This is a genomic window from Pseudoduganella sp. jia 9 (assembly GCF_055502615.1).
The window spans coordinates 203016-229500 of sequence record NZ_JBUPWE010000005.1 but is presented as its reverse complement, the minus strand read 5'-3'; the positions used below and the strand labels follow the sequence as shown (position 1 = coordinate 229500).

Sequence of the window (26485 nt, the reverse complement as noted above, 5' to 3'; positions counted from 1 at the left end):
TATCATAGCACCGTGAATGCCATTCGATTCCCCCGCCGTTTCCTGCTGTCCCTCGCTGTTTCGCTTGCAGTGTCGTCCATCGTTCCCGCCGCGCAGGCCCAATCGCCGACCAACGTGCCGAGCCTGCCAAGCCTGGGCGACACGTCGCGCGAGGCCCTGTCGCCGGTCATCGAGCGCAAGCTGGGCGAGGAGATCATGCGCGATATCCGCTTCAACCGCGATTATCTCGCCGATCCGCCGATCATCGATTACCTGAACAACCTGGGCAATACGCTGGTATCGGCCCGGCCGGGTGCGCGCGGCGAAGCGAACTACGATTACTTCTTCTTCGCCGTGCGCGATCCGATGCAGAACGCGTTCGCGCTGCCGGGCGGCTTCATCGGCGTGCACTCGGCGCTGCTGCTGGCCGCGCAGTCGGAATCGGAGCTGGCCTCGGTGCTGTCGCACGAGATCGGTCACGTGGCGCAGCGGCACATCGCCCGGCAGCTGGGCGAGCAGAAAACCGATGCGCTGATCCCGCTGGCCGCAATGATCCTGGCCGCGCTGGTCGCCAAGGACAGTCCGGATGCGGCGATGGGCGTGATGATGGGCGGGCAGGGCGTGGCGATCCAGCGCCAGCTGAACTTCGGCCGCGAGGCGGAGCGCGAGGCGGACCGCGTGGGCTTCCAGATCATGGGCGCGGCTGGCTACGAGACCACCGGCATGGTGGCTTTCTTCCAGCGCATGCAGAATGCGACGAAGATGTACGACACCTCGATGCCATGGCTGATGAGCCACCCGCTGACGACCGAGCGGATCGCCGACATCCAGGCCCGCATCCGCGAAGCGCCTTACCGGCAGCGGGTCGATGCGCTCGATTTCTTCCTCGTCCGCTCGCGCGCCCGCGTGCTGCAGGACCAGTCGACCAAGGGCTATGCGCAGTCGGAGGAATTCTTCCGCAACCAGATGGCGCAGCAAAGCCGCCACGAGATCGCCGCCGGCCAGTACGGCATGGCGTTCCTGGCATTGCAGCGCGACGACTACAAGGGCGCCGAGGACTGGCTCGACAAGGCCCGCGCGACGGTCGAGCGCCCGCCCGCGCCCGGCGCCTTCAGCTCGCCACTGCCGAAGGGCATCTCGGCAAGTATCCTTGCGTACACCTCGCTGGAAATCAAGGTCGACCAGGAAAAGAACCCCGCCGTGCTGGCCCAGGCCATCGCCGAAGGCGAGGAAGCACATGCCAGGTACCCGCTATCGCGCGGCATCGTCTGGCAATATGCGGATGCGCTGATCAAGGGCGGCAAGCCGGAGCAGGCCGAGCGCTTCCTGCGCGACCAGCTCCAGCAATACCGCAGCGAGCCGGAACTGCAGGACCTGCTGGCGCAGGCGTATTCGAAGATGGGCAAGATCGCGCTGCAGCACATCGCGCTGGCCGAATCGTATGCGCTGCTGGGCGGCACGATGGCCGCGCTCGACCAGCTGCAACTGGCGCGCAAGTCGGCCGATGCGTCGTTCTATGAACACGCGGTGATCGATGCGCGCGAGCGCGAATGGCAGGCCCGGCGGCGCGAGGCGATGGGCGAGAAGAAGGACAAGGACTTCGGCAGCGCATCGTTCCGCGTCAGCGCCGGCGCCGCCGGCACTGGCACGGGTACTGGCACGGGTACTGGCACTGCCAGGGACGATCCGTTCGGCCGCAACGGCGCGGACAAGGCCGACGAAGACTGCCCCGTTACCCGGCCGGCGTGGGCACTTTCCGGAAGCCGAACCGATCCGCTACAGCGTCGCGATCCGTTTTCTGCAACGGCACGCAACTGCCGCTGACCTGCAATGCGGCCGGGGCGGCCAGCGAGCCGCCTTCCAGCCAGGCCAATAGCGCGTCATCGCCAAGCGGTTCGCCGGCCGCCTGGACGGCACCCAGCGCCTGGGCGACGTCCCGGTCGTCCAGCTGGGCGACGATGTCCCCGGCTTGCAGGATCAGCTCGCCCGCCTCGGTGATGAATGCCGCCTCGATGTTGTCCAGGGGCGCACCCGTGTGCAGCACGAAGCCGTGGGCGGGATCGGTGCGGGCAACGAACGGCGTGGTTTCCAGGTTCACGTACACGCGCTGCGGGCCGTTCTGGAAATACCAGCAACCCCGTTCATCGCGCTGGTAATTGCGGGCTATGAAGCCGACCAGCGCGGCATTCGCCAGCTTGTCGCCGGGCAGCCCGAGGCGCTGCGCGTTGTCGTCGCGCATGCGCCAGTTGCCGCGCGCGTCCAGCGCCAGCCAGCCGTAGCAGTGCGGCACGTTCGGCCATTTGACCATGGCCTGTTTGACAATATCATCCATGTCTCAAGCTTCGCACAACGGGGCCGTTTGCGGCGCGCCGATGCTGTGGCCGCCCTCGAGGAAATGCATCATCCGGCGCGGCAGCCACATCAGCGAACCGGGCAGGCGGCCGGTGGCAAAGCCCACGTGGCCGCCTTCTTCGGGGTAGTCGAGCACCACGTGTGTCGACGCCCGGCGCGGCAGGTGGATGCCGGGCAGGAAAGGATCGTTCAGCGCGTTCAGCACGAGCGTGGGCACGGTGATGTCGCCCAGCACGTGCTTCGCGCTGGCGCGGTTCCAGTAATCGTCGGTATCGCGGTAGCCGTGCAGCGGCGCGGTGACCACGTTGTCGAATGTGTAGAGGTCGCGCGCGGCATGCATCGCATCGAGGTCGAACAGGCCGGGGAAATGCGCCAGCTTGGCCGCGCATTTCGGTTTCAGCGTCTGCAGGAACATGCGCTGGTAGAGGCGGTTGAAGCCGCGTCCCAGTGCCTCGCCGCCGCGCGCCAGGTCGAGCGGCGCGGAGACGGCCACCGCGGCTTCGACGAATTCCGCCGCGTGCTGCGATTCGCCCAGCCAGCGCAGCAGCGCATTGCCGCCCAGCGACACGCCGCAAGCGTAGAACCTGCCGGTCGCGCGCTGGTGCAGGCGGCGCAGCACCCAGTCCACCTCGGCCGCATCGCCGGAGTGGTAGAAGCGCGGGGCCAGGTTGGCCTCGCCCGAGCAGCCGCGGAAGTGGGGGATGGCGCCAGACCAGCCGCGGTCCATCAGTTCCTTGCCGAGCGCGCGGCAATAATGGCTGTCGGACGAGCCTTCCAGGCCGTGGAACAGCACGACGAACGGCTGGCCGGGGGCGCCGTCGACGAAATCGACATCGATGAAATCGCCATCCGGCGTCTCCCAGCGCTCGCGGCGAAACCGCACCGCCGGCTTCGGGATGCACTTGGCCGGGTAGATCGTCTGGAAGTGGCCGTTGGGCAGCCAGAAGGGCGCGGAATAGTTCATCGTGACAAAACTGGGGACGTACCCTTGTTTGCAGGCAAAACTGGGGACGTACCCTTGTTTGCAGGAAAAGGGCGGCTCGACGCAGAGCGCGCGGTCCGGTCCAGGTAAAAATTTCCTGAAAACAGGGGTACGTCCCCAGTTTTTTGTTAGTGCAAGACCTGGCTGGGCGCGTCGGTCGGCACGGGGCCGGGAGCAACCGAGACGTGGTGGACGGCCATGCGCCAGCCTTTCGGCGTTTTCACGTAGACGTTGGTGGCCACCAGGTGTTGCGGCTCGCCGGTGGCGGCGGTGGCGCCTTCGACGACGGTGTGCACGGCGCTCATCAGGTTGTGCATTTCGTGCAGTTGCGAAGGCAGGATATGCAGGCCGCCGTGTTCCAGCAGGACTTCCCACGATGCACGGATGGCGCGGTGGCCGAGCAGCCGGGTGCCGTTCGGGTGAACGCAGACGATTTCCTCGTCGTCCGCCCACAGCGCCATCAGCGCATCCACGTCGGCCCGGTTCAGCGCGTCGTAGAAGGCCGCTTCGACCTCGGCGGGGCTGCCGTTATGCTGCTTTTTCTTCATGGCGCCTCCGCCCCGAATGAAATGGTTATCTTAGTGGTGACCGACGACCGTGCCGGGCTTCAGGCGATACGTGGTGCCGCAATAGGGGCACTTCGCTTCCTGGTTCTTGGCGAAATCCAGGAACACGCGCGGGTGCGAGGACCACAGCGGCATGGCCGGGTTCGGGCAGTATGCCGGCAGGTCCTTACCTTCGAGTTCGACTGGCGTGGTGGCTTGGGTCATCTTCTGGTGCTCCGGAGTTCAAAAAGCACGATTTTAACGGATTCGGGCGTGCCGGAAGAATCGCCAGTACAATGTCGCGCTTATTCCAGAGTATCTTCCATCCAATCAAAGCCCGGGCCGCCAGCAAGTTTGCAATGTGTGGCGATTACACCACATGAGCAACCAGGACTTCGCCACCCACGACGCCGCTGCCTGGCGCGACGGTTTCCGCACCGGCCTGCCGACCCTGTTCGGCATCGCAGCGTGGGGCGTGGTGGTCGGCGTGGCGATGATCAAGTCCGGCCTGACGATCCCGCAGGCCCTGGGCATGACCCTGCTGGTGTTTGCCGGTTCCGCCCAGCTGGCGGCGCTGCCGCTGATCGCCGCCAACGCGCCGGTCTGGGTGATCTTCGTGACTGCGCTGGTGATCAACCTGCGCTTCGTCATCTTTTCGGTATTGCTCGCCCCGCACTTCGCCTCGCTGCCCTGGCACAAGCGCCTGGGCCTCGGCTTCGTGTCGGGCGACATCTCGGTGGCCCTGTACCTGCAGCGCTATCCCGATCCCGACCCCGCGCCCGGCAAGGTGTCGTTCCTGAAGGGCTTGCTGTACCCGAATTGCGCGGCGTGGCAGATCGGCTCGATCGTCGGCATTTTCCTCGGCAATGCCGTGCCCACCGAGTGGGGCCTGGGATTTGCCGGCACGCTGGCGATTGTCTGCATCCTGGTGCCGATGGTTGCCAGCAAGCCAGCGCTGTGCGGCGTGCTGGTGGCCGCCGCCGTCTCCGTGCTGGCGACCGGCCTGCCTTACAAGCTGGGCTTGCTCGCCGCGGTGGTGGTGGGGATGGTGACCGCGATGGTGGTCGAGGAAACCGGTGACAGGCGCCGGGCAAAACGCAAGGAAAGCAGCGAGGCCAACCATGTCTGACCTGGAAATCTGGATCGTCATCGTCTCGCTGGCGATCGCCACCGCGCTGACGCGCAGCGGCTTCTGGCTGGTGGGCCACAAGGTCACGATCCCGCCGCGGGTGCAGGAAATGCTGCGCTATGCGCCGTCGTGCGCGCTGGCGGCCATCATCGCGCCGGACCTGCTGCTCGATGGCGCCGGCGTCGTCCATCTCGACCCCGGCAATGCCAGGCTCGTAGCCGGCATCGCTTCGGTGGCGTGGTTCGCCTGGCGCCGCCGCATGCTCGAGACGATCGTGGTCGGCATGCTGTTCTTCACCGCTCTACGGTTGTTACATTTATCCTAATAAGGTCTTGCCACCCCGGGCATGCGGTAAAATAGTGTTCTTTCTACCACTGTCCCTTTGGAAGCCATGTCCTTCATTCGTCTCCAGGATCTGATCGCGCAAAACGCGCTGCAAGGCAAGCGGGTGTTCATTCGCGCCGACCTCAACGTGCCGCAGGATGATGCCGGCAATATCACCGAAGATACGCGCATCCGCGCTTCCGTTCCGGCGATCCAGGCCGCCGTCAAGGCTGGCGCGAAGGTCATGGTCACGTCCCACCTGGGTCGTCCGACCGAAGGCGAGTTCAAGCAGGAAGACAGCCTGGCGCCGGTCGCCGCGCGCCTGGCCGAGCTGCTCGGCCAGCCGGTCGAACTGAAGCAGGGCTGGGTCGACGGTACCGGCCTGGAGAACCTGCAGGATGGCCAGGTCGTGCTGCTGGAGAACGTGCGCGTCAACAAGGGCGAAAAGAAAAACGCCGACGAACTGGCGCAGAAGATGGCGAAGCTGTGCGACGTCTACGTGAACGACGCCTTCGGCACCGCCCACCGCGCCGAGGCTTCCACGCACGGCATCGCCAAGTTCGCACCGGTCGCCGCTGCCGGCCCGCTGCTGGCCGCCGAACTCGATGCACTGGGCAAGGCGCTGGGTGCGCCGGCCCGGCCGCTGCTGGCGATCGTTGCCGGCTCGAAGGTCTCGTCCAAGCTGTCGATCCTGAAATCGCTGGCCGACAAGGTCGACAACCTGGTCGTGGGCGGCGGCATCGCCAACACGTTCATGCTGGCCGCCGGCCTGAAGATCGGCAAGTCGCTGGCCGAGCCCGACCTGGTGGAAGAAGCCAGGGCCATCATCGACATGATGGCCAAGCGCGGCGCGCAGGTGCCGATTCCCGTCGACGTGGTGTGCGCCAAGGAGTTCTCGCCGACCGCCGCCGCCACCGTCAAGGACGTGGCGGACGTGGCGGACGACGACATGATCCTCGATATCGGCCCGAAAACGGCCCAGATGCTGGCCGGGCAGATCGCCGCGGCCGGCACCATCGTCTGGAACGGTCCGGTCGGCGTGTTCGAATTCGACCAGTTCGGCGAAGGCACGAAAACGCTGGCGCTGGCGATCGCCGGTTCGAAGGCCTTCTCGATCGCCGGCGGCGGCGATACGCTGGCGGCGATTGCAAAATACGCCATTACCGATAAAATTGGTTATATCTCCACCGGCGGCGGCGCCTTCCTGGAATTCCTCGAAGGCAAAACCCTCCCGGCGGTGGAAATCCTGGCGTCTCGCTCAGCCGAGCAAGGCAGCAAGTAAATGAAGAAGCGCAGCGCACCGTCGCTGCGCTTTTCACTTTGAACGACTTGAACCGATCGGTCCCCACTCGATCGACCTACACCTGATCGACCCATTCTTCGAGGAATCCGCAATGTCTCGTGGCACCAAAATCGTCGCAACCATCGGCCCCGCTTCCACCGACCTGAACGTTCTGATCCGGATGATCCGGGCAGGCGTGGACGTGGTGCGGCTGAACTTCTCGCACGGCAAGGCCCAGGATCACATCGATCGCGCCAACCTCGTGCGCCAGGCCGCAGCGGAATGCGGCCGGGAAGTCGCGATCATGGCGGACATGCAGGGCCCGAAGATCCGTGTCGGCAAGTTCGAAGGCGGCAAGATCGACCTGGTCAACGGCGACAAGTTCATCCTCGACGCGAAATGGGGCGAGAACGGCGAGCTGGGCAACCAGGAACGCGTGGGCCTCGACTACAAGGCGCTGCCGAACGACCTGCGCGGCAATGACGTGCTGCTGCTGAACGACGGCCTGATCGTGCTGGTGGTCGACCGCATCCATGGCCACGAGATCCACACCACGGTCAAGATCGGCGGCGAACTGTCGAACAACAAGGGCATCAATCGCCAGGGCGGCGGCCTGACGGCGCCGGCGCTGACCGCGAAGGACATGGAAGACATCAAGACCGCGATGAGCTTCCAGGCCGACTACCTGGCCATCTCGTTCCCGAAAAGCGCCACCGACATGGCGATGGCGCGCCAGTTGGCCAATATCGCCGGCGAGCCGTACGGCCACAAGCCGCAGATGATCGCCAAGATCGAGCGCGCCGAAGCGATTCCGGCGCTGCAGGAAATCCTCAATGCTTCCGACGGCATCATGGTCGCCCGTGGCGACCTGGCCGTGGAAGTGGGCAATGCCGCCGTGCCGGCGCTGCAGAAGCGCATGATCCGCATGGCGCGCGAGTCGAACAAGTTCGCCATCACCGCCACGCAGATGATGGAATCGATGATCTTCAACGCCGTGCCGACCCGCGCCGAAGTGTCGGACGTGGCCAATGCCGTGCTGGACGGCACCGATGCGGTGATGACCTCCGCCGAAACGGCTTCCGGCCGCTACCCGGTCGAGACCGTCGAGATGATGGCCGCCGTGTGCGTGGACGCCGAGCAGTCCGAATACAATAAGCTCGATGCCGATTTCCTGAACGTGCGTTTTTCCCGCATCGACCAGTCGATCGCCTACGGCGCGCTGTTCACCGCGCACCACCTGCGCGTGAAGGCGATCGTGGCGCTGACCGAGTCGGGCTCCACGCCGCTGTGGATGAGCCGCCACAATATCGATACGCCGATCTTCGCGCTGACGCCGAGCGTGACCACGCAGCGCAAGGTGTCGATCTTCCGCAACGTGCGCGCGCACTATCTGCTGCAGCAGGGCACCAGCAGCGAAGTGCTGAAACAGGCCGAGGAACTGCTGGTCGAATACGGCATCGCCAAGAAGGGCGACATGATCGTCGTCACCTGGGGCGAGCCGATGGGCCAGGTGGGCGGCACCAATGCACTGAAGATCGTCAAAGTAGGAGAGTTCTCCTAAAGAATTCAGGAGAGACGCCAGGCAGCAGCCAGGATTGCCCCCCAGCGCGCGCAGTCCTCCCCGCGGTCCTCCCGTCTCTCCACACAGGTTTTTATTTGTTTGGAGTATTACCATGTCTCTCGTATCCATGCGTCAGCTGCTGGACCATGCCGCCGAAAACGGCTATGGCCTTCCGGCATTCAACGTCAACAACCTGGAGCAGGTGCAGGCCATCATGGCTGCCGCCGATGCCGTCAACAGCCCGGTGATCATGCAGGCCTCGGCCGGCGCCCGTAAATATGCCGGCGAAGCCTTCCTGCGCCACCTGATCGACGCGGCCATCGAAGCCTACCCGCACATCCCTGTGGTGATGCACCAGGATCACGGCCAGTCGCCGGCGGTCTGCATGGCCGCGATCCGTTCCGGCTTCTCGTCCGTCATGATGGACGGTTCGCTGGAAGCGGACGGCAAGTCGGTCGCGTCCTATGAATACAACGTGGACGTGTCGCGTGAAGTGGTGAAATTCGCGCACTCGATCGGCGTGACCGTCGAAGCGGAGCTGGGCGTGCTGGGTTCGCTCGAAACGATGAAGGGCGACAAGGAAGACGGCCACGGCGCGGACGGCACGATGACCCGCGAGCAGTTGCTGACGGACGTGGCCCAGGCCGCCGACTTCGTCCAGCGCACCCAGTGCGACGCGCTGGCCATCGCCATCGGCACCTCGCACGGCGCCTACAAGTTCACCCGCAAGCCGACCGGCGACATCCTGGCGATCGACCGCATCAAGGAAATCCACGCGCGCATCCCGAATACGCACCTGGTGATGCACGGTTCCTCGTCGGTACCGCAGGAACTGCTGGCGATCATCCGCGAATTCGGCGGCGACATGAAGGAAACCTACGGCGTGCCCGTCGAGGAAATCCAGGAAGGCATCCGTCACGGCGTTCGCAAGATCAACATCGACACGGACATCCGCCTGGCGATGACGGCGGCGATCCGCAAGTACCTGTTCCAGAACCCGTCGAAGTTCGATCCGCGCGACTACCTGAAGCCGGCACGCCTGGCTGCGGAAGAAGTCGTGAAGGCCCGTTTCCTGGCATTCGGCTGCGAAGGCCGCGCCTCGCAAATCAAGCCGATCCCGCTGGAAAAGATGGCGGAACGCTACAAGGCCGGTGAACTCGCGCAAATAGTGAAGTAAAATCCTGTCTTTCGGATTTTCGGATCCGGAGACTCTCGATCGGCGGGCGGGAGATTTCTCCTCCCCGCCGGTTTTGCTTTATAGCTTATTGATTGCCGATTACTTGGCAATTATTCAAGATCGCCCCTATGAAAAGCCTCTACCAGACCTCCATTTCCTCCCTGCCATTGCTCGGCCACGGCAAGGTCCGCGATAACTATGCCGTTGGCGACGACAAGATCCTCATCGTTACCACCGACCGCCTGTCCGCCTTCGACGTCGTGATGAACGAGCCGATTCCCGGCAAGGGCATGGTGCTGAACCAGATGAGCGACTTCTGGTTCGAGAAGCTCGGCCACATCGTGCCGAACCACCTGACCGGCGTGGCGCCGGAATCGGTGGTGGCCCCGGAGGAAGTGGAGCAGGTGAAGGGGCGCGCGGTCGTCGCCAAGCGCCTGAAGCCGATCCTGGTGGAAGCCGTGGTGCGCGGCTACATCATCGGTTCGGGCTGGAAGGATTACCAGGCGACCGGCAGCGTCTGCGGCATCGAACTGCCGGCCGGCCTGCGCCAGGCCGACAAGCTGGCCGAGCCGCTGTTTACGCCGGCCGCCAAGGCCGACCTGGGCGAGCATGACGAAAACATCAGTTTTGCCGAGATGGAAGAGCGTATCGGCGCCGAACTGGCCGCGAAAATGCGCGATATCTCCATCGAACTGTATAAAACCGCTGCCGATTACGCGGCAACGCGCGGCATCATCATCGCCGACACCAAGTTTGAATTCGGCCTGGACGAGAACGGCGTGCTGCACCTGATGGATGAAGTGCTGACGGCCGATTCGTCGCGCTTCTGGCCGGCCGATTCGTATGCGCCGGGCATGTCGCCGCCGTCGTACGACAAGCAGTTCGTGCGCGATTACCTGGAAACGCTGACGGAATGGAAGAAGACGCCGCCGGCGCCGGCGCTGCCGGCCGAGGTCATCGAGAAAACCCAGGCGAAATACTTCGAAGCCATCGAGCGCCTGACGGGCGAGAAGCTGAAGGTCGCGTGATGGCCGATACGAACTCCAAGCCGCTGGTCGGCGTCATCATGGGTTCCTCGTCGGACTGGGACGTGATGCAGCATGCCGTGTCGATGCTCAAGCAATTCGATATCCCGTTCGAAGCGCAGGTGATTTCCGCGCACCGCATGCCGGACGAGATGTTCACCTATGCCGAAACGGCCCGTTCGCGCGGCCTGCGCGCGATCATCGCCGGTGCCGGCGGCGCCGCCCACCTGCCGGGCATGGTCGCGGCGAAAACCGTGGTGCCCGTGCTGGGCGTGCCGGTGCCGTCGAAGTACCTGCGCGGCGAGGATTCGCTGCTGTCGATCGTGCAGATGCCGAAAGGCGTGCCCGTGTCCACGTTCGCCATCGGCGAGGCGGGTGCCGCCAACGCCGCCCTGACCGCCATCGCCATCATCGCCACCACCGACGATGCCCTGGCTGCCCGGCTGGAAGCGTTCCGCGCCCAGCAGACGGCCGCCGCGAAAGCCATGATCCTGCCCGTCAATGAGTAATGTGAAGTCTGAATTTTCCCCCGCCTTGCCCACTGCATCCCCGCAGTCCTGGCTGGGCGTGATGGGCGGCGGCCAGCTGGGCCGCATGTTTGCGCAAGCCGCCCAGAGCATGGGCTACCAGGTGGCGGTGCTGGAACCGGCTGACGATTGCCCGGCCGGGCAGGTCGCCCAGCGGCTGGTCAACGCGGCCTATGAAGATGCCGCCGGCCTCGATGCGCTGGCCGCGCAATGCGTAGCCGTCACCACCGAGTTCGAGAACGTGCCGGCGGACAGCCTGTCGCGCCTGGCGCAAGCCGTGTTCGTGGCACCCGACGCGCATGGTGTCTCCGTCGCGCAGGACCGTATCGCCGAGAAGTCGTTCTTCGTGTCGTGCGCACCGAAATCCGGCGTGATGCCGGCGCCGCACAAGGTAATCGCATCGCTGGAAGACATCGAGGCGATCGCCGATGACCTGCTGCCCGGCATCCTGAAAACTGTGCGCATGGGGTACGACGGCAAGGGCCAGGTGCGCGTGAAGTCGCGCGACGAAGTGCGTGCCGCGTTCGAGGGCATGGGGCAGGTGACCTGCCTGCTCGAGAAGATGCTGCCGCTGGCGTATGAAGTCTCCGTGCTGACGGCGCGCGGCGCCGACGGCGAATCGGTGGTCTACCCGATCGCCGAGAACGTGCACCGCGACGGCATCCTGTTCACCACCACGGTGCCGGGGCCGAACGTGTCCGCCGATAGCGCTCGCAAGGCGCAGGACGCGGCGCGCGCGATCGTGGCCGAGCTGGGCTACGTCGGCGTGCTGTGCATCGAGTTCTTCGTGCTTGCCGACGGCACCCTGGTCGTCAACGAAATGGCGCCGCGGCCGCACAACAGCGGGCACTACACGATCGACGCGTGCGTGACGAGCCAGTTCGCGCAGCAGGTGCGGGCGATGGCGAAGCTGCCGCTGGGCGACGTGCGCCAGCATTCGCCGGCCGTGATGCTGAACATCCTGGGCGACGTGTGGTTCGACGGCGAGAGCCAGAGCGAACCGGCGTGGGACAGGATCGTCGCGTTGCCGGGCGCCTGCCTGCACCTGTACGGCAAGGACGATCCGCGTCCGGGCCGCAAGATGGGCCACATCACGTTCGTCGCGCCCACGCTGGCGGAAGCCCGGCAGCAGCTCGTTGCCGCCTGCGCCATCCTGGGTATCGCGCCGTGACGGAGCAGGCGATCCTCGACGCCGCCGCGCGCCTGCAAGCGGGCGAGCTGGTGGCGTTTCCCACCGAGACCGTGTACGGCCTCGGTGCCGACGCGGAAAACCCGGCCGCGGTTGCCGCCATCTACGCGGCGAAGGGCCGGCCGCAGGACCATCCGGTGATCGTGCATGTGGCGCCCGGCGCCGATCTCGATTACTGGGCGGCAGATCTGCCGGACGAGGCGAGAAAACTGGCGCAGGCTTTCTGGCCCGGTCCGCTGACGATGATCGTCCGGCGCAACGCCCACATTCCCGATGCCGTCTCCGGCGGGCAGGACACGGTGGGCATCCGCTGCCCGTCGCATCCGGTGGCGATGGCGCTGCTGACCGCCTTCAAGGGCGGCAAGGGTGGGGTCGCCGCGCCGTCGGCCAATAAATTCGGCAACGTCAGCCCGACCACCGCACAGCACGTGCGGGACGAGTTCCATCAGGAGGTTGGCGCCGGTGCCATCGCCGTGCTCGATGGCGGCTCCAGCCAGGTCGGCATCGAATCGACGATCGTCGACCTGTCGCGCCTGGCCACGCATGGCCCGGTGCTGCTGCGGCCCGGCCATATCGGCGCCGCCGAGATCGCCGCCGTCATCGGCGCCATGCCCGCCGCGCCGGATGCCGCCGCGCCGCGCGCATCGGGCACGCTGGAATCGCATTACGCGCCGAAGGCTCCCGTCGCCCTGGCCGACACGGGCCGGCTGCCGGGGCTGCTGACGACCCTGGCCGGCCGTGGTCGACGTGTCGCCGTGATCCGCTATTCGCCGATGCTGGTGCAGGCCAGCGCGCAGGAACTGCTGCCGGGCGATCCGGCCGGCTACGCCTTCGGCCTGTACGCCGCGCTGCGCACGATGGACCGTGCCGGCGTGGAACTGATCCTCGTCGAGACCCCGCCGCAGCACGACGCCTGGCTCGGCATCAACGACCGCCTGCGCCGCGCCGCCTTCGGCTCGGCCGGCATCGTCGACCGCTTCCTGGCCGGCTGACCTGCAGCCGCGGCATGCCCGCGGGCATGCTCCAGCGCCGGGCCGCCAGGCATCGGTAGCACGCCAGCAGTGTTGTTTTCGCCAATTTCTCCTTGTGCTGCGACGGCCCCGGCTGGCATATTGGCGGGGCACAATAGTACATGCGTACTATTAAAAAAATAACATCAAACCAGGAGACATGATGCGCCAAATGAAATTCGCGCTGGCCGTAGTGGCCGGCGCCATCCTGGCCGCCTGCGGCGGCGGCAGCGGCGATCCCCAGCCTGGCGCCCAGGTCAACAGGGTCAAGTTCGCGTCGCAGGTCAGCTTCGGCGACAGCCTGTCCGACGTGGGCAGCTACAGCGTCGGCACCGTCAAGGCGCTGGGCGGCGGCAAGTACACCGTCAACGGCGACAGCACCTCGGTCAACCCGGCCCTGACAGGCAAGAACTGGACGGAATTGATGGCGGCGCAGTTCGGCCTGCCGGCGCCGTGCCCGGCCCAGACCGGCCTCGATGGCGACGCCGCCCGCGGCTTCTCGGTCCCGGTCGTCAACCATGCCGGGTGTTTCAGCTATGCGCAGGGTGGCGCCCGCGTCACCAACCCGGTCGGCGCCGGCCACAAACTGACCGGCAGCCCGCTCGGCGCGCTGACGGTGCCCGTCGTCACGCAGGTGCAGAACCACCTGGCGAAGACGGGCGGCAAGTTCAAGGGCGATGAAGTGGTGTTCGTGATGGCCGGCGGGAACGACGTGCTCGTCAACCTGGCCCAGCTGTCCGCCGGTGCCACGGCAGCCGGCACCACGGCTGGCCAGCAGGCATTCGGCACCAGCCTTGCCACGCAACTGGCGGCCGGCGCCACGAATCCTGCCAGCGCCGCGCCGGCGATCGGCCTGGCCATCGCCACCGAGAGCGCGCGCAGTGGCAGCACGCAGGCGTCGATCGTGCAGGCGGCCGTCGTTGCGGCGGTCCAGGCCGGCAACACGACGGCACCGGCCAGCATCGCCGCCATCGTCGGCACGGCCACGACCGCGGCCTCCACGGCCGGGGCGAAGGCCGGTGCCGATTACGTGACGGCGCAGGCGCCGGCCATGGTGGCCGCACTGGGTACCGCCGGTGCCGAACTGGCCGCGCTGGTCAAGTCCCAACTGCTGGGCAACGGTGCCAATTACGTGGTCGTCAACAACCTGCCGGATGTGGCCAGCACGCCGGCCGGCCGCTCGCGCGACGCCAATGTGCGCGCGCTGATCGATACGATGGTGCAGGCGTTCAATGCGCAGCTGACGTCCGCGCTGGCGTCCGAGAGCAAGGTGCTGATCGTCGACGTGTATGCCGTCAGCCACGACCAGGCGACCAATCCGGGACCGTATGGCCTGACCAACGTGTCCGAACCGGCCTGCGACCTGGCCTCGGCGAAGAATCCGCTGGCCAGCTCGCTGGGTTGCACGGCTGCCAGCCTGAAGTCGGGCGACGTGAGCCATTACTCGTTCGCCGATGAAGTGCACCCCACGCCATTCAACAACCTGCTGCTGGCGCGCTTCGTTTCGAAGGCGCTGGTGACCAAGGGCTGGCTGTGAGCAAACGGAGAAAAAACATGAAAAATACCAGCACCGTTGTGAAGCTGCTCGCCCTTTCCGCCACCCTGGCCACCATGCTTGCCGGCGCTGGCGGCGCCGCGGCGCAGGCAAAGGGCGACTGGACCGTGAAGGTCGGCGTCAACAGGATCACGCCAAAGGTGGAAAGTGGCAACGTGTCGGCACCGGCACTGCCGAACACGAAGGCGGACGTCAACTCGGACACGAAGCCGATCCTGAACCTGGCCTATTTCATCACCGACCATGTCGCGGCCGAGCTGGACCTGGGGGCGCCCTACCGCCACACGCTGTTCGGCGCCGATGCGATCGCCGGTACCGGCCAGCTGGGCACGGTGGACGTGCTGCCGCCCACGCTGTTCGCGCAATACCGTTTCTTCGGGCCGGACGCCGTGTTCCGGCCGTACGTGGGCCTGGGCGTGACTTACGCGTACTTCCGCCGCGAGCGCGGATCGGCGCAGCTGACGGCGATCCTGAACACGGGCGGGCCGTCCTCCACGTTCTCGCTGGAATCGAAATGGGCGGCAAGCGCGCAGCTCGGCGCCAGCTTCCGCCTGAGCGAACGCTGGTCGCTCGACGGCGGCGTGATCAAGACGAGGCTGCGCACCACGGCCACCTATTCGACCGGCCAGACGCAGGCAATGAAGCTGGATCCGGTGGCCGTCAACCTGGGCGTCACATTCAGGTTCTGACGCGTCCGTTGGCCCCACCTGGAAGCCGGCCTCGCGCCGGTTTTTTTGCATTCCGGGAATGGCGGCGCCATGCCGACGCCCCCTTCGCTATACTTGCCGCAAACAAGTATCGACAGGAGAGTCCCCCGCATGCCCCGCAATCCCGCAGCGTTCCTCACCGAGGGCGGCATGGTGGGCGCATTGATGCGCGGCCATGACTGGTCGATGTCGCCGCTCGGGCCACCGGAACGCTGGCCGCTGGCGCTGCGTACCGTGGTCAGCCTGATGCTGAACTCTAAGTTCCCCATGTTCGCGGCCTGGGGGCCGCAGCTGGCATTCCTGTACAACGACGCGTACGTGGATATTCTCGGCCGCAAGCACCCGCAGGCACTGGGTCGGCCGTTTTGCCAGGTGTGGGCCGATATCTGGCACGATATCTCGCCGATCGTGGACGAAGCGATGGCGGGCCGCGCCACCTACCACGAGAACCTGCTCCTGAAGATGCACCGCAAGGGCTACGACGAGGATACGTGGTTTACGTTCTCGTATTCGCCGATGCGCGACGAGGATGGCAGCGTGGCCGGGGTGTTCTGCGCTTGCACCGAGACTACCGAACAGGTCTTGTCGGAGCGCCACCGTGCCGAGGAAATCGGGCGGATGCGGCTGCTGTTCCAGCAGGCGCCCGGCATTCTCGCGGTCGTGCTGGGACCGCACCACGTGTTCGAGATCGCCAACGATGCCTACCTGCGGCTGGTGGGGCGCGGCGACATCGTCGGGCACGCCGTTGCCGAAGTACTGCCGGAGGTGCGCGACCAGGGGTTCATCGAGCTGCTGGACCAGGTCTACCGCACCGGCGAGCCGCATGTCGGGCATGAGATGCCGGTACTGCTGCGGCGGCGGCCGGACACCGAACTCGAAGAGCGCTTCGTCAACTTCATCTACCAGCCGATCCGCGACCATCGCGGCGCTGTCTACGGCATCTTCGTCGAAGGCAGCGACGTCACCGCCGCCGTGCTGGCGATGCGTGCGCTGCGGGAGGCGAACTCGCGCAAGGACGAATTCCTGGCCATGCTGGCGCACGAACTGCGCAACCCGCTGGCGCCGATCGGCGCCGCCGCCGAACTGCTGCGGCTCGGCACGCCGGACGCCGCGCGCATCGCCAAGACCAGCGCCGTCATCACGCGGCAGGTCGAGCACATGACCAAGCTGGTCGACGACCTGCTCGACGTGTCGCGCGTGACCCGCGGCCTGGTGACGCTGCGGCGTGAAACGCTCGACTTCGGTGCCGTGGTGGCCGACGCCGTGGAGCAGGCGGGCACGCTGATGCAGGCCAGGCGGCACCGCGTGACCGTCGAGCTGCCGGATGCACGGCCATGGGTCAACGGCGACCGCACGCGCCTGATCCAGGTGTTGTCGAACCTGCTCAACAACGCCGCGCGCTACACGCCGGAAGGGGGCGACGTGGCCGTGCGGGTGACAACGGATGAGCGGGAAGTGCGTGCCACCGTCGAAGACAACGGCATCGGCATCGCCCCCGGCCTGCTGCCGCACGTGTTCGACCTGTTTACGCAGGCCGAGCGCTCGCCGGACCGCTCCCAGGGCGGCCTTGGCCTGGGACTTGCCCTGGCGAAGACGCTGATCGAATTGCAGGGCGGCCACGTGACGGCGTACAGCGCCGGTGCCGGGCAGGGCAGCCGCTTCACGGTCTGCCTGCCGCGCGTGGAGCGGCCGGAAGGGGCCGGGCCAGGCGCTGGCGATGGCGATGGCGAGGAAGCACGCGGTGCCAGGCGGCGCCACCTGATGGTGGTGGACGACAATGCCGACGCGGCGCAGATGCTGGCGCTGCTGCTGGAAACGGCCGGGCACTCGGTGGCGGTGTGCGGCGATGCCCGGCAGGCGCTGGGCACAGTGGTGGCGAGCCCGCCGGCACTGCTGTTCGTCGATATCGGGCTGCCGGGCATGGATGGCTACGAACTGGTGCGCCGCCTGCGCCAGCTGCCCGAAACGGCCAGGGCCTGCATCGTCGCCATCACAGGCTACGGCACGCCACAGGATCGTGCGCGGGCACTGGAAGCCGGTTTCGACGAACACCTCGTCAAGCCGGTCCACCCGAAGGCGCTGTACGCGATCCTGGCGCGGCTGGCCACGCAGTAGCGCGGGTGAAGCAGCGGGCCTGAGTCAGGCCGGCATGTGCAGGCCGCCCAGGCGGCCGGCATGGAACACCAGCGGTTCGCGCGGGTTGACTTCGCAATGCTCCACTTCGCCGACGAAGATCACGTGATCGCCTTCCGGGTAGCGGCTGCGGTTGTGGCACTCGAACCAGGCCGTGCACCCCTTCAGCACCGGATGGCCGGTCCGCGACAGATCGAACTCGACCTGGCCGAACGGATCTTCCGTGCGGGTCGAGAACAGCTTGGCCAGGTGCGCCTGGTCGGCCGCCAGGATATTGATCACGTAGTGCGAATTGCCTGAAAAGACCGGCATGCTGGACGCCTGCGACTTCAGGCTCCACAGCACCAGCGGCGGATCGAGCGACACCGAATTGAACGAACTGGCCGTCAGGCCGCGAAAGGTACCGTCCGCCAGCCGGGTAGTGATGACGGTAACGCCGGTGGCGAATTGCGACAGCGCCTGCCGGAAATGCCCACTGTCGAAAGCGGGCGTGGCGGCGCGGGGGGAACTGGTATTCATCCGGGCATTATGCCAAAGTTTGCGCAAGCCGAGCGCGGCGCCGGAAAGCGATTGCACGATTGCAAGATATTTCCCTAAACCGGGGTCAGACCCCGGTTTAGGGAAATATTTCCTGCGGGCGGCGGCGTTTTGCCAATTGCGTTACAGTAGGCATCATTGAACAGTGAGGATCGTATGGCGCAGAGCGAAATCGCCGTGCTGGGCGGCGGGTGTTTCTGGTGCACGGAAGCCGTGTACCTCGAGGTGAAGGGTGTCAACAAGGTCGAGTCGGGCTACACGGGCGGCCAGCAGCCGGACCCGACGTATGAGCAGGTGTGTTCGGGCACGACCGGCCACGCGGAAGTGGTGCGCCTGGAGTTCGATCCGGAGGTGATCAGCTACCGCGACATCCTGGAGATCTTCTTCACGATCCACGACCCCACCACGCTCAACCGCCAGGGCAACGACACGGGCACGCAATACCGCTCGGTGATCTATTTCCAGTCGCCGGAACAGGAAGCGACCGCGCGCCAGGTGATCGCTGAAATGGCGCACGTCTGGGATGCGCCGATCGTGACCGAGCTGTCGCCGGCGCAGCCTTACTACAAGGCCGAGGACTATCACCAGAATTACTTTGCCCAGCATCCGCTGCAGGGCTATTGCGCGTTCGTGGTGGAACCGAAGGTGGTCAAGTTCCGCAAGATGCACAGCGCACGGCTGAAGTAACAGGACCTTGAACGGGGCGCCGCCGCGGCGCCCCGGCGATACTTCATAAGCCGTTCTCAGCCTGAGCGCGGTGTTTTCCCGTACATGTAGTTCCTCGACCATGGCAGGGCACGCGGATGCCGCCCGGCCTTGCCGCACACGATCTGGTAAAGACTGATCCAGTCCTGGTCGAACGCATACGAGCAGCCGGCCAGGTACACATGCCAGATCCGGAAGCGTTTCTCGCCGGCCAGCTCCTTGACCCGTTCGGCCCTTGCTTCGAAATTTTCCGTCCAGATCGCCAGTGTGCGTGCGTAATGGCGGCGCAGGTTTTCCACGTCGTAGGCTTCGAGGTTGCCCTGCTGCATCGCCTTCAGCACTTCGCCGAGATGGGCCAGCTCGCCGTGCGGAAACACGTACTTCTGGATGAATTCGCCACCGCCATAGGGCGTTTCGCCATTGTCCGGATCGGTGGAGGTGATGCCGTGGTTCATCGCCACGCCATCGTCGGCCAGCAGCCGGCCGATGATGCCGAAATACTCCGGCAAGTGCCGGATGCCCACGTGCTCGAACATGCCCACGCTGGTGATGCGGTCGAAGGTGCCGCGCACGTCGCGGTAATCCTGCAGCCGGATCTCGACGCGGTCCGCCAGGCCGGCGGCCCTGACCCGTTCCAGCGCCAGCGCATGCTGGTTTTCGGACAGCGTGATGCCCACGCAGTGCGCCCCGAACCGCTGTGCCGCGCGGATCGCCAGCGCGCCCCAGCCGCAGCCGATGTCCAGCAGCGTGTGGCCAGGCTGCACGCGGATCTTGGCGAGGATGTGGTCGATCTTCTTCAGCTGGGCGGTGGCCAGGTCCTCGTTGCCGTTCTCGAAATAGGCGCACGAGTACACCATGGCCGGATCGAGGAATTGCTGGTAGAACTCGTTGGAAACGTCGTAGTGGTAGCGGATCGATTCCGCATCCTTGTGGCGGTCGTGCGTGAAGGTCCGCACGATGCGCGCCAGCTTGCCGGCGGGTTTCAGCGAGCTGCGGGCCAGCGCGTTGACGACGTCGATCATGTCCCGCGCGGCACCTCTTACCTCGATGGCGCCTTCGACATAGGCGGTGCCGAGGTTCGACAGCGACGGCGTCAGCAGGTAGCGCGCGGCCGACGCCTGGGGCAGGCGGATCGTCACGCGCGGCGCGTCGGCGGAAAAATCGATTCTCTGTCCGTTCCACAGTTCCAGCCGGAGCGGCAGCTTGACCTGGCTGGTAACGCCTTCCACCCAGGTGCTCAGGCGGTGCTGCACATTCAAAGGAGTCTGTACGAACACGATAACCTCCGGGGCCGCGACAATTCGACTGTGCTGCCGGGGCGGCCTGGCTAAGGCTGGATTCTCTCCTTGGCCCAGTTCCCGTCCGCCTGCAGCGTGAACACGATCCGGTCATGGAAGCGCGAGGCGCGCCCCTGCCAGAACTCGATACGCTCGGGCACCAGGCGATAACCGCCCCAGTGCGCCGGCCGTTGCGGCTTGCCTTCACCGGCCTGCAAGCTGCGCTCCACGGCCGCATAGTTCGCTTCCATGTCGGCCCGGCTGCCGATCGGCGCGCTCTGGACCGAGGCGATCGCCGCCAGCTGGCTCTTCAACGGGCGGCTGTAGAAATACGTGTCGCTTTCCGCGGCCGTCGTCCGATCGACGCGGCCCTCGATCCTTACCTGGCGCTCCAGTTCGGGCCAGAAGAACAGCAGGGCGGCATGCGGATTCTGCGCCAGCTGGCGGCCTTTCTGGCTCTCGTAGTTGGTGTACCAGGTGAAGCCGCGCGCATCGAACTGCTTGATCAGCACGATGCGCGACGACGGCTTGCCGTCGCTGCCCACCGTGGCCACGCTCATCGCATTGGGCTCGTTCACCTGCGCCTTCATGGCCTCCTCGAACCACTTGCCGAATTGCGCCACCGGGTCGGCCAGCGTGTCTTCTTCGGAAAGGCTGGCGCGCCCGTAATCCATGCGCAGATCGGCCAGCGCAATGCCACCCGCCGTGCGGCCGCCATTGCCGCCGTTATCAATGTTGCCACTGCCATCGATGCCGGCGGGCACGTCGATACCGCGCCGGCGCCGCATCGATTCGCCCAGCACCGCCATCTGGGCCGGGTTGAACAGGCGCTTCGCCATCGGCGCGATGTGGCCTTCTTCCGTTTCCATGTGTGCCGTGTACATGGAAACAAAGGTGTTCACGGCATCGGCCGAAAGCTCGGCGGCGGAGCCGTTGGCAACCTTGTCGAGCTGTCCATCGAGTATATGCCAGGCCTCGTCCATTTGCTTGTGCTGTGCAAGTATTTCGGGGTGCAGGCGGCGCACCGTTTCCAGGTCGGTGCCGGTGGCTGTCGCGTCCAGCATCGGCAGCAGGTCGACTTCCTCGTCGGCGTGGTGCAGGTGGGCCGCCGTGTTGAAATATTTTTGCACTGCCTGGGCGGCCTGTTGCGCCGCCGCGTCGGCACCGTGCCGCGGCAGGTGCGTCAGCAGGTTGTGCAACGTGGCCAGCTGCTTGCGGATCTTGTCGTGGCAATGTTTCAGCACGGCGATCGGCTGGTCGAACCCGGGGGCGGGGGCGGGGAGGAAATCTGTCATGGCGGCATCCTTGGCTCTGAACCACGGATTGTAGAATAATCCTTCGGGCCGCGTCCGTTAAAATGGCCCCATGAACGACATCATCCCATCTTCCCAAGGCGAAGCGCACGACATCGACTTCGACCGCCGCTTCGGCGGCATCGCCCGGCTGTACGGCGCGCCGGCCCTGGCGCGCTACCGCGCCGCGCACGTCTGCGTGATCGGTGTCGGCGGCGTCGGTTCGTGGATCGTCGAGGCGCTGGCGCGCAGCGCCGTCGGCCGTCTCACGCTGATCGACCTGGACAACGTGGCCGAATCGAACATCAACCGCCAGATCCAGGCGCTGACCGATACCGTCGGCATGGCCAAGGTGACCGCGCTGCGCCAGCGCATTGCCCAGATCAATCCGTATTGCCAGGTCACCGAGATCGAGGATTTCGTCACGCCCGACAACCTCGACGAGATGATCGGCGGGCACGACTACGATTACGTGATCGACGCGATGGACAGCGCGCGCGCCAAGACGGCACTGGTGCACTACTGCCGCACGCGCGGCATCCGCCTGGTCATGATCGGCAGCGCCGGCGGCCAGACCGACCCCACGAAGATCGAGGTGCGCGACCTCGCCAGGACGGAGCAGGAACCCCTGCTGAAGAAGGTGCGCCGGCGGCTGCGCAGCCAGTTCAACTATCCGCCGAACGGCAAGAACAAGCTGGGCGTGGATGCCGTGTTCTCGATGGAACCGCTGAAGTTTCCCGAAACGGGCGACGTGTGCGAGATCGATCCGGACGACGCGCCGCCCGTGAAGGCGGGTCTCACCGGTATCAACTGCGCGGGCTTCGGCTCGGCAATGGTGGTCACGGCCACGTTCGGCATGGTGGCCGCCGGGCATGTGCTGCGCAAGCTGGCGGAAGAAGCCGCTCCCGAAGCGGCGGCCGGCTAGTGTCCTGAACCGGAATCCACCGGCACATACCGCCCATCGGCCAGCGATTCCACCAGCACGGCCCGGTCCGCGGTCCACACGACCGGCGTGTCCGGTGCCTCGGGCGGTGCCTGTTTCGCTTCCCGCGCCAGTGTGACGTGCGGTTTGAACGCGCCGTGCGTGGCGGCGGAAAAACCGGCCGCTTCCAGCTTCCTTGCCAGTTCTTCGTGCAATGTCACGAGCCCGGCCGGCACCTGCTTCATGCCGGCCCAGGCGATGCGCGGCCGCGCGAAGTAACCGTAGCAGTCGATCACCAGCCGCAGCGGCGGCACCTGGAGCCGGTCGCGTATCGCGAGCAGGGCCGGCACCGCATCGGCAGCCACGTCGCCGAGGAAGGCCAGCGTCAGGTGCAGCTTCGCCGGCGGTGTCAGCCTTCCGACGACGGGCGCCTGCAGGGCGGCCAGCGCGTCGCGCGTGGTGCCGTCCGGCCATAGCGCAAAGAAAATCTTGCGGGTGGGCCCGGCATTTGGCTGTTCTTCAGGTTCATTTGCTATCATGTTGCCGCCTCAAAACCCAGTACAGAAAGAATACATGATGACCCGTCTGTCCGCTCCAGTGCTGTCCGTCCTGCTGTGCGCCGCCTCGTTCGCGCATGCACAGACCCCGCCCGCAGGGCAAGAAACCCCGGCACAGCCGGCCGCCGCCCAGGAAGCGCCAGCGCAGCCCGCCGCCCAGGAAGCGCCGGCCGCGCCCGTGGTGCCCGGCTCCGCCACGATCGGCCCCGCCGCCGAGCAGCTGATCGTTACCGACAGCAAGGTCGGCACCGGCCGCGAAGCCGTGACCGGCGGCACCGTGTCCGTGCATTACACGGGCTGGCTGTACCGTCCGATGGCGCGCGGCCACAAGGGCCGCAAGTTCGATTCCTCGCGCGACCGCGGCGAACCGCTCGAATTCCGCCTCGGCGCCGGCCAGGTCATCAAGGGCTGGGAACAGGGTGTTGCCGGCATGAAGATCGGCGGCAAGCGCACGCTGATCATTCCGTCGAACCTGGCCTATGGTGCGCGCAGCATGCCGGGCATCCCGGCCAACTCGGCACTGATCTTCGACGTCGAACTGCTCGACGTGAAGTAAGCCGCGGCGTTACACTGGCCTCCCATTCTTCGTGCGGAGGCCCTCGATGAACGTTGCGAACGATGTCACTGCGCTGATCGGCAATACGCCGCTGGTGCGCATCAACCGATTGGCCCAGGGCGCGCCCGCGCAGATCCTGGCCAAGCTGGAGTTCTACAATCCTGCGCACAGCGTGAAGGACCGCATCGGGCTGTCGATGATCGCGGCGGCCGAGCAGGCCGGCCTGATCAGGCCCGATACGGTCATCCTCGAACCCACCAGCGGCAACACCGGCATCGCGCTGGCGATGGTCTGCGCGGCGCGCGGCTACCAGTGCACGCTGGTGATGCCCGAAACGATGAGCCGTGAACGCCGCATGCTGCTGCGCGCCTATGGCGCCGAACTGGTACTCACGCCCGGCAGCGAAGGCATGGCTGGAGCGATCCGCCGGGCCGAGGAAATGGCCCACTCGGATCCGCGCTACCTGATGCCGCAGCAGTTCAACAATCCGGCCAATCCCGACATTCACCGCCGCACCACCGCCGAGGAAATCTGGCGCGACACGGATGGCGGCATCGACATCCTCGTGGCCGGCGTGGGGACCGGCGGCACGATCACCGGCGTGGGCGAGGTGATCAAGGAGCGCAAGCCATCGTTCCAGTGCGTCGCCGTGGAACCGGAAGCGTCGCCGATCCTGTCGAAAGGCACCAAGGGGCCGCACCCGCTGCAGGGCATCGGCGCCGGCTTCGTGCCGGCGGTACTGAACACGCACATCTACAGCGAAGTGGTCGCCGTCAAGAACGACGACGCATTCGACTATGCGCGCCGGGCCGCGCGCGAGGAAGGCCTGCTGGTGGGCATATCGGCCGGTGCCGCGCTGTGGGCCGCCGTGCAGGTGGCGCGCCGGCCGGAGAACGAGGGCAAGCTGATCGTGACGATCATTCCCTCGTTCGGCGAACGCTACCTGAGCACGCCGTTGTTTGCGGGGCTGGCCGATCAGTGATGGTGGGCATGGCCGTGCCCATGCCCATGCTGATGTTCATGGTCGTGATCATGGTCGTGAGCGCCATCCCCGTGCGCCTGCCCATTTGGTCCCAGGCAGCAGGCATGTTCGGTCGTGCCCAGCTCCGTCTGCAAGGTGCTGTGATGAATCGCGAACTGCTCGCGCAAGCCGCGGGCGATGTCGTCCATCGCCACGTCACCGGGATAGCCGGCCGGCATGACGAGGTGCGCGGTCAGGGCCGTTTCCGTCGTGCTCATCGACCAGATATGCAGGTCGTGTACCTCCGTCACGCCGGGCCGGGCACGCAGGAACTGCTCCACTTTCCGTGAATCGACGTTGTCCGGCACGGCCGCCATCATCATCCGCAGCGATTCCTTCAGCAGCGACCAGGTGCCTGCCACGATCATCACCACGATGCCGAGGCTGACCAGCGGGTCGAGCCGGATCCAGCCGGTAAACATCACGAGCAGGCCGGAAACCAGCACGCCCAGCGAAATCGCGGCATCGGCGGCCAGGTGCAGGTAGGCGCCGCGGATGTTCAGGTCGTCCTTGCTGCCCTTCATGAACAGCCAGGCCGAGATACCGTTGACGAGGATGCCGATGCCGGCCACGACCGATACGGTCGGGCCGTGTACCGGCACGGGATCGATCAATTGCAGTACGGCTTCCCATGCGATGGCGCCGCAGGCAACCATCAGCAGCATGCCGTTGAACAGCGCGGCCAGCATCGAACTGCTGCGCAGGCCGTAGGTAAAACGGCGCGATGGTTCCCGCTTGGCCAGGATGGCCGCGCCCCAGGCCAGCATCAGGCCCAGCACGTCGGACAGGTTATGCCCGGCATCGGCCATCAGCGCCGTGGAATTGGCCAGGAAGCCATAGCCGAATTCCACGGCAACGAAGATCGCGTTCAGCGTGATCGCGATCGCGAATGCGCGGCCATGGTCCGTCGGGTCGCCGTGGTGGTGATGGTGACCGTGCCCGTGGTCATGATGGTGGTGGTGGTGGCCGCTCATACGTCGTTTCCGGTGGAAGGTTCGGCGATATGCTCGAACATATCGCGCAGGACACCGCTGATGTGCGCATCGGCGGTCGAATAAAACACCTGCTTGCCCTGGCGCTCGGCCTTGACGATGCGGGCGGCCCGCAGCAGGCGCAGGTGGTGGCTGACGAGCGAGCTGGAAAGCGCCAGCGTGGCGGCGATCTCGCTGACGGCGATCGGTGCGGCCGCGCAGGCCAGCACGATGCGCAGGCGGGTCGGATCGCCCAGCAGGTGGAACAGGTCGGCCAGTTGGGCAACCGACTCCTCATGAATGGAGGCCAGGTTCATCTCATCGCTAACATGTGAATAGATGTTCATATATTAGTCGTATGAGCGCAACGGCGCAACCCGCGTCCGATATTTACCACGGCGCAAGTCACCACGGCAGCCGTTGGGCTCCGGTTGCTTATCAGAAGAGTATGTAGTCCAGCGGAATGGATCGGCGGCCGCGCTGCCGATCGCCTGCTGATCGATGTGTCGGTGGGCGGATGCGCCGGTTTCCGCCGGCGAGCTGACGCGGATCGCGCAGTTGGCCGGCGCGCCGGCGGGTGAGGGTTCTACGTGCCGGGTGGCGGTCGCGAACTCAGTTTACAAACCGCAGCAAACCCTGCAGCGCGTGGATCACGGTCTGCTCGCGCACCGCGCGGCGGTCGCCGGAAAACACCAGGCGCTCGGTATGCACGGTATCGCCGTTGGCCCAGCCGAAACAGACGGTGCCGACCGGCTTGCCTGGCACCGCGCCGGTGGGGCCGGCGATGCCGGTGGTGGAAACGGCCAGGTGGGCATTGCTGTTGGCAAGCGCGCCTTGCGCCATCGCGGCCGCGACTTCCTCGCTGACGCTGCCGAACTGCGCGATCAGCGCGGCCGGCACTTCCAGCAATTCCGTCTTCGACGCATTCGAATAGCAGACGAAACCACAATCGAACCAGCCGGTCGAGCCGGCGATCTCGGTGATCGCCTGCGACACGCCGCCGCCGGTGCACGATTCGGCCGTGGCCAGAAGCAATTCCTTGTCCTGCAAGGCACGGCCCACCTGGGCGGCCAGTTCGTTGATGTCCGTACTCACTTGTAGCTCCTTCGGCAAAGAATGTCCGGGTCCATTCTAGCGCGCTGCATCGGCTGCCGGCCACGCGTGCGGGAA

28 protein-coding genes are annotated in these 26485 nt (G+C 66.0%); 17 read left to right on the top strand and 11 right to left on the bottom strand.

Annotated elements, in window-relative coordinates; all coding sequences use genetic code 11:
* Positions 1-12: 12 nt before the first annotated feature.
* Entirely contained in the window at positions 13-1803 is a 1791-nt protein-coding gene (locus ACY34H_RS07450; RefSeq protein WP_464976851.1) for a beta-barrel assembly-enhancing protease, read from the top strand.
* Here the strand turns inward: ACY34H_RS07450 and ACY34H_RS07445 are convergent.
* The 4 genes from ACY34H_RS07445 to ACY34H_RS07430 form a co-directional block, all read right to left on the bottom strand.
* A complete protein-coding gene (locus tag ACY34H_RS07445; RefSeq protein WP_464976850.1) occupies positions 1712-2311 on the bottom strand; it encodes a DUF2946 family protein in 600 nt (199 codons plus the stop codon). The two genes, ACY34H_RS07450 and ACY34H_RS07445, sit on opposite strands and share 92 nt — an antisense overlap.
* 3 nt (positions 2312-2314) lie before the next feature.
* A complete protein-coding gene (locus ACY34H_RS07440; RefSeq protein ID WP_464976849.1) occupies positions 2315-3295 on the bottom strand; it encodes a YheT family hydrolase in 981 nt (326 codons plus the stop codon).
* 146 nt (positions 3296-3441) lie between these two features.
* On the bottom strand, positions 3442-3861 hold the full coding sequence (locus tag ACY34H_RS07435) for a YybH family protein (protein WP_464976848.1): 420 nt from the start codon (positions 3859-3861) through the stop codon (positions 3442-3444).
* A gap of 30 nt (positions 3862-3891) precedes the next feature.
* Positions 3892-4083 carry a zinc-finger domain-containing protein gene (locus tag ACY34H_RS07430; protein ID WP_130187406.1) on the bottom strand — a complete coding sequence of 64 codons (192 nt, stop codon included), beginning with the start codon at positions 4081-4083 and terminating at the stop codon, positions 3892-3894.
* Between the two features lie 154 nt (positions 4084-4237).
* On the opposite strand from ACY34H_RS07430, the gene ACY34H_RS07425 reads away from it, so the two are divergent.
* From ACY34H_RS07425 to ACY34H_RS07370, 12 genes are all read left to right on the top strand, one after another.
* On the top strand, positions 4238-4987 hold the full coding sequence (locus ACY34H_RS07425; protein WP_464976847.1) for an AzlC family ABC transporter permease: 750 nt from the start codon (positions 4238-4240) through the stop codon (positions 4985-4987).
* Entirely contained in the window at positions 4980-5312 is a 333-nt protein-coding gene (locus tag ACY34H_RS07420) for an AzlD domain-containing protein (protein WP_464976846.1), read from the top strand. The genes ACY34H_RS07425 and ACY34H_RS07420 overlap by 8 nt, the downstream gene beginning before the upstream one ends.
* Positions 5313-5378: 66 nt before the next feature.
* Positions 5379-6593, top strand: a complete 1215-nt coding sequence (locus ACY34H_RS07415) for a phosphoglycerate kinase (protein ID WP_464976845.1) — start codon at positions 5379-5381, stop codon at positions 6591-6593.
* 112 nt (positions 6594-6705) lie between these two features.
* Positions 6706-8154, top strand: coding sequence for a pyruvate kinase (gene pyk / locus ACY34H_RS07410; RefSeq protein WP_464976844.1), 1449 nt, complete (start codon positions 6706-6708; stop codon positions 8152-8154).
* Positions 8155-8266: 112 nt separating this feature from the next.
* Entirely contained in the window at positions 8267-9331 is a 1065-nt protein-coding gene (gene fba, locus ACY34H_RS07405; protein WP_464976843.1) for a class II fructose-bisphosphate aldolase, read from the top strand.
* A gap of 128 nt (positions 9332-9459) precedes the next feature.
* Positions 9460-10359, top strand: a complete 900-nt coding sequence (locus tag ACY34H_RS07400) for a phosphoribosylaminoimidazolesuccinocarboxamide synthase (RefSeq protein ID WP_464976842.1) — start codon at positions 9460-9462, stop codon at positions 10357-10359.
* Positions 10359-10865 carry a 5-(carboxyamino)imidazole ribonucleotide mutase gene (gene purE, locus ACY34H_RS07395; protein ID WP_464976841.1) on the top strand — a complete coding sequence of 169 codons (507 nt, stop codon included), beginning with the start codon at positions 10359-10361 and terminating at the stop codon, positions 10863-10865. The genes ACY34H_RS07400 and purE overlap by 1 nt, the downstream gene beginning before the upstream one ends.
* Before the next feature lie 61 nt (positions 10866-10926).
* Positions 10927-12054, top strand: a complete 1128-nt coding sequence (locus ACY34H_RS07390; protein ID WP_464976975.1) for a 5-(carboxyamino)imidazole ribonucleotide synthase — start codon at positions 10927-10929, stop codon at positions 12052-12054.
* Complete coding sequence (locus ACY34H_RS07385) at positions 12051-13064, top strand: L-threonylcarbamoyladenylate synthase (protein WP_464976840.1); 1014 nt, start codon at positions 12051-12053, stop codon at positions 13062-13064. The genes ACY34H_RS07390 and ACY34H_RS07385 overlap by 4 nt, the downstream gene beginning before the upstream one ends.
* A gap of 178 nt (positions 13065-13242) precedes the next feature.
* The gene (locus tag ACY34H_RS07380; protein ID WP_464976839.1) at positions 13243-14619 is read left to right on the top strand and encodes an SGNH/GDSL hydrolase family protein; all 1377 of its coding nucleotides are present in this window, start codon (positions 13243-13245) and stop codon (positions 14617-14619) included.
* A gap of 17 nt (positions 14620-14636) precedes the next feature.
* Positions 14637-15326, top strand: a complete 690-nt coding sequence (locus ACY34H_RS07375; protein WP_464976838.1) for an OmpW/AlkL family protein — start codon at positions 14637-14639, stop codon at positions 15324-15326.
* Positions 15327-15455: 129 nt separating this feature from the next.
* A complete protein-coding gene (locus tag ACY34H_RS07370; RefSeq protein ID WP_464976837.1) occupies positions 15456-17459 on the top strand; it encodes a PAS domain-containing hybrid sensor histidine kinase/response regulator in 2004 nt (667 codons plus the stop codon).
* Between the two features lie 24 nt (positions 17460-17483).
* Here the strand turns inward: ACY34H_RS07370 and ACY34H_RS07365 are convergent, their stop codons facing one another.
* On the bottom strand, positions 17484-17996 hold the full coding sequence (locus ACY34H_RS07365) for a flavin reductase family protein (protein ID WP_464976836.1): 513 nt from the start codon (positions 17994-17996) through the stop codon (positions 17484-17486).
* Between the two features lie 174 nt (positions 17997-18170).
* Here ACY34H_RS07365 and msrA point away from each other — a divergent pair, with 174 nt between their 5' ends.
* Positions 18171-18701 (top strand): peptide-methionine (S)-S-oxide reductase MsrA, encoded by a 531-nt coding sequence (gene msrA, locus ACY34H_RS07360; protein WP_464976835.1) that lies wholly within the window; start codon positions 18171-18173, stop codon positions 18699-18701.
* A 56-nt stretch (positions 18702-18757) separates the two neighbouring features.
* Here msrA and ACY34H_RS07355 read toward each other — a convergent pair whose 3' ends face one another.
* Complete coding sequence (locus ACY34H_RS07355) at positions 18758-19978, bottom strand: class I SAM-dependent methyltransferase (protein ID WP_464976974.1); 1221 nt, start codon at positions 19976-19978, stop codon at positions 18758-18760.
* Positions 19979-20046: 68 nt separating this feature from the next.
* Complete coding sequence (gene pdxH / locus ACY34H_RS07350) at positions 20047-21291, bottom strand: pyridoxamine 5'-phosphate oxidase (RefSeq protein ID WP_464976834.1); 1245 nt, start codon at positions 21289-21291, stop codon at positions 20047-20049.
* A 70-nt stretch (positions 21292-21361) separates the two neighbouring features.
* Between pdxH and tcdA the strand changes: the two genes are divergently transcribed.
* Positions 21362-22213 (top strand): tRNA cyclic N6-threonylcarbamoyladenosine(37) synthase TcdA, encoded by an 852-nt coding sequence (tcdA, locus tag ACY34H_RS07345; protein WP_464976833.1) that lies wholly within the window; start codon positions 21362-21364, stop codon positions 22211-22213.
* Here the strand turns inward: tcdA and thpR are convergent.
* Positions 22210-22749, bottom strand: coding sequence for an RNA 2',3'-cyclic phosphodiesterase (gene thpR / locus ACY34H_RS07340; RefSeq protein WP_464976832.1), 540 nt, complete (start codon positions 22747-22749; stop codon positions 22210-22212). The two genes, tcdA and thpR, sit on opposite strands and share 4 nt — an antisense overlap.
* Before the next feature lie 34 nt (positions 22750-22783).
* Here thpR and ACY34H_RS07335 point away from each other — a divergent pair, with 34 nt between their 5' ends.
* Positions 22784-23323 carry an FKBP-type peptidyl-prolyl cis-trans isomerase gene (locus ACY34H_RS07335; protein WP_464976831.1) on the top strand — a complete coding sequence of 180 codons (540 nt, stop codon included), beginning with the start codon at positions 22784-22786 and terminating at the stop codon, positions 23321-23323.
* A gap of 46 nt (positions 23324-23369) precedes the next feature.
* Entirely contained in the window at positions 23370-24305 is a 936-nt protein-coding gene (gene cysK, locus ACY34H_RS07330) for a cysteine synthase A (RefSeq protein WP_464976830.1), read from the top strand.
* On the opposite strand, the gene ACY34H_RS07325 is transcribed toward cysK, so the two are convergent.
* From ACY34H_RS07325 to ACY34H_RS07315, 3 genes are all read right to left on the bottom strand, one after another.
* Complete coding sequence (locus ACY34H_RS07325; protein ID WP_464976829.1) at positions 24299-25318, bottom strand: cation diffusion facilitator family transporter; 1020 nt, start codon at positions 25316-25318, stop codon at positions 24299-24301. The two genes, cysK and ACY34H_RS07325, sit on opposite strands and share 7 nt — an antisense overlap.
* Complete coding sequence (locus ACY34H_RS07320; protein WP_464976828.1) at positions 25315-25632, bottom strand: ArsR/SmtB family transcription factor; 318 nt, start codon at positions 25630-25632, stop codon at positions 25315-25317. Before ACY34H_RS07320 ends, ACY34H_RS07325 begins: the two co-directional genes overlap by 4 nt.
* A 295-nt stretch (positions 25633-25927) precedes the next feature.
* Complete coding sequence (locus ACY34H_RS07315; RefSeq protein WP_464976827.1) at positions 25928-26410, bottom strand: CinA family protein; 483 nt, start codon at positions 26408-26410, stop codon at positions 25928-25930.
* Between the last annotated feature and the right edge of the window lie 75 nt (positions 26411-26485).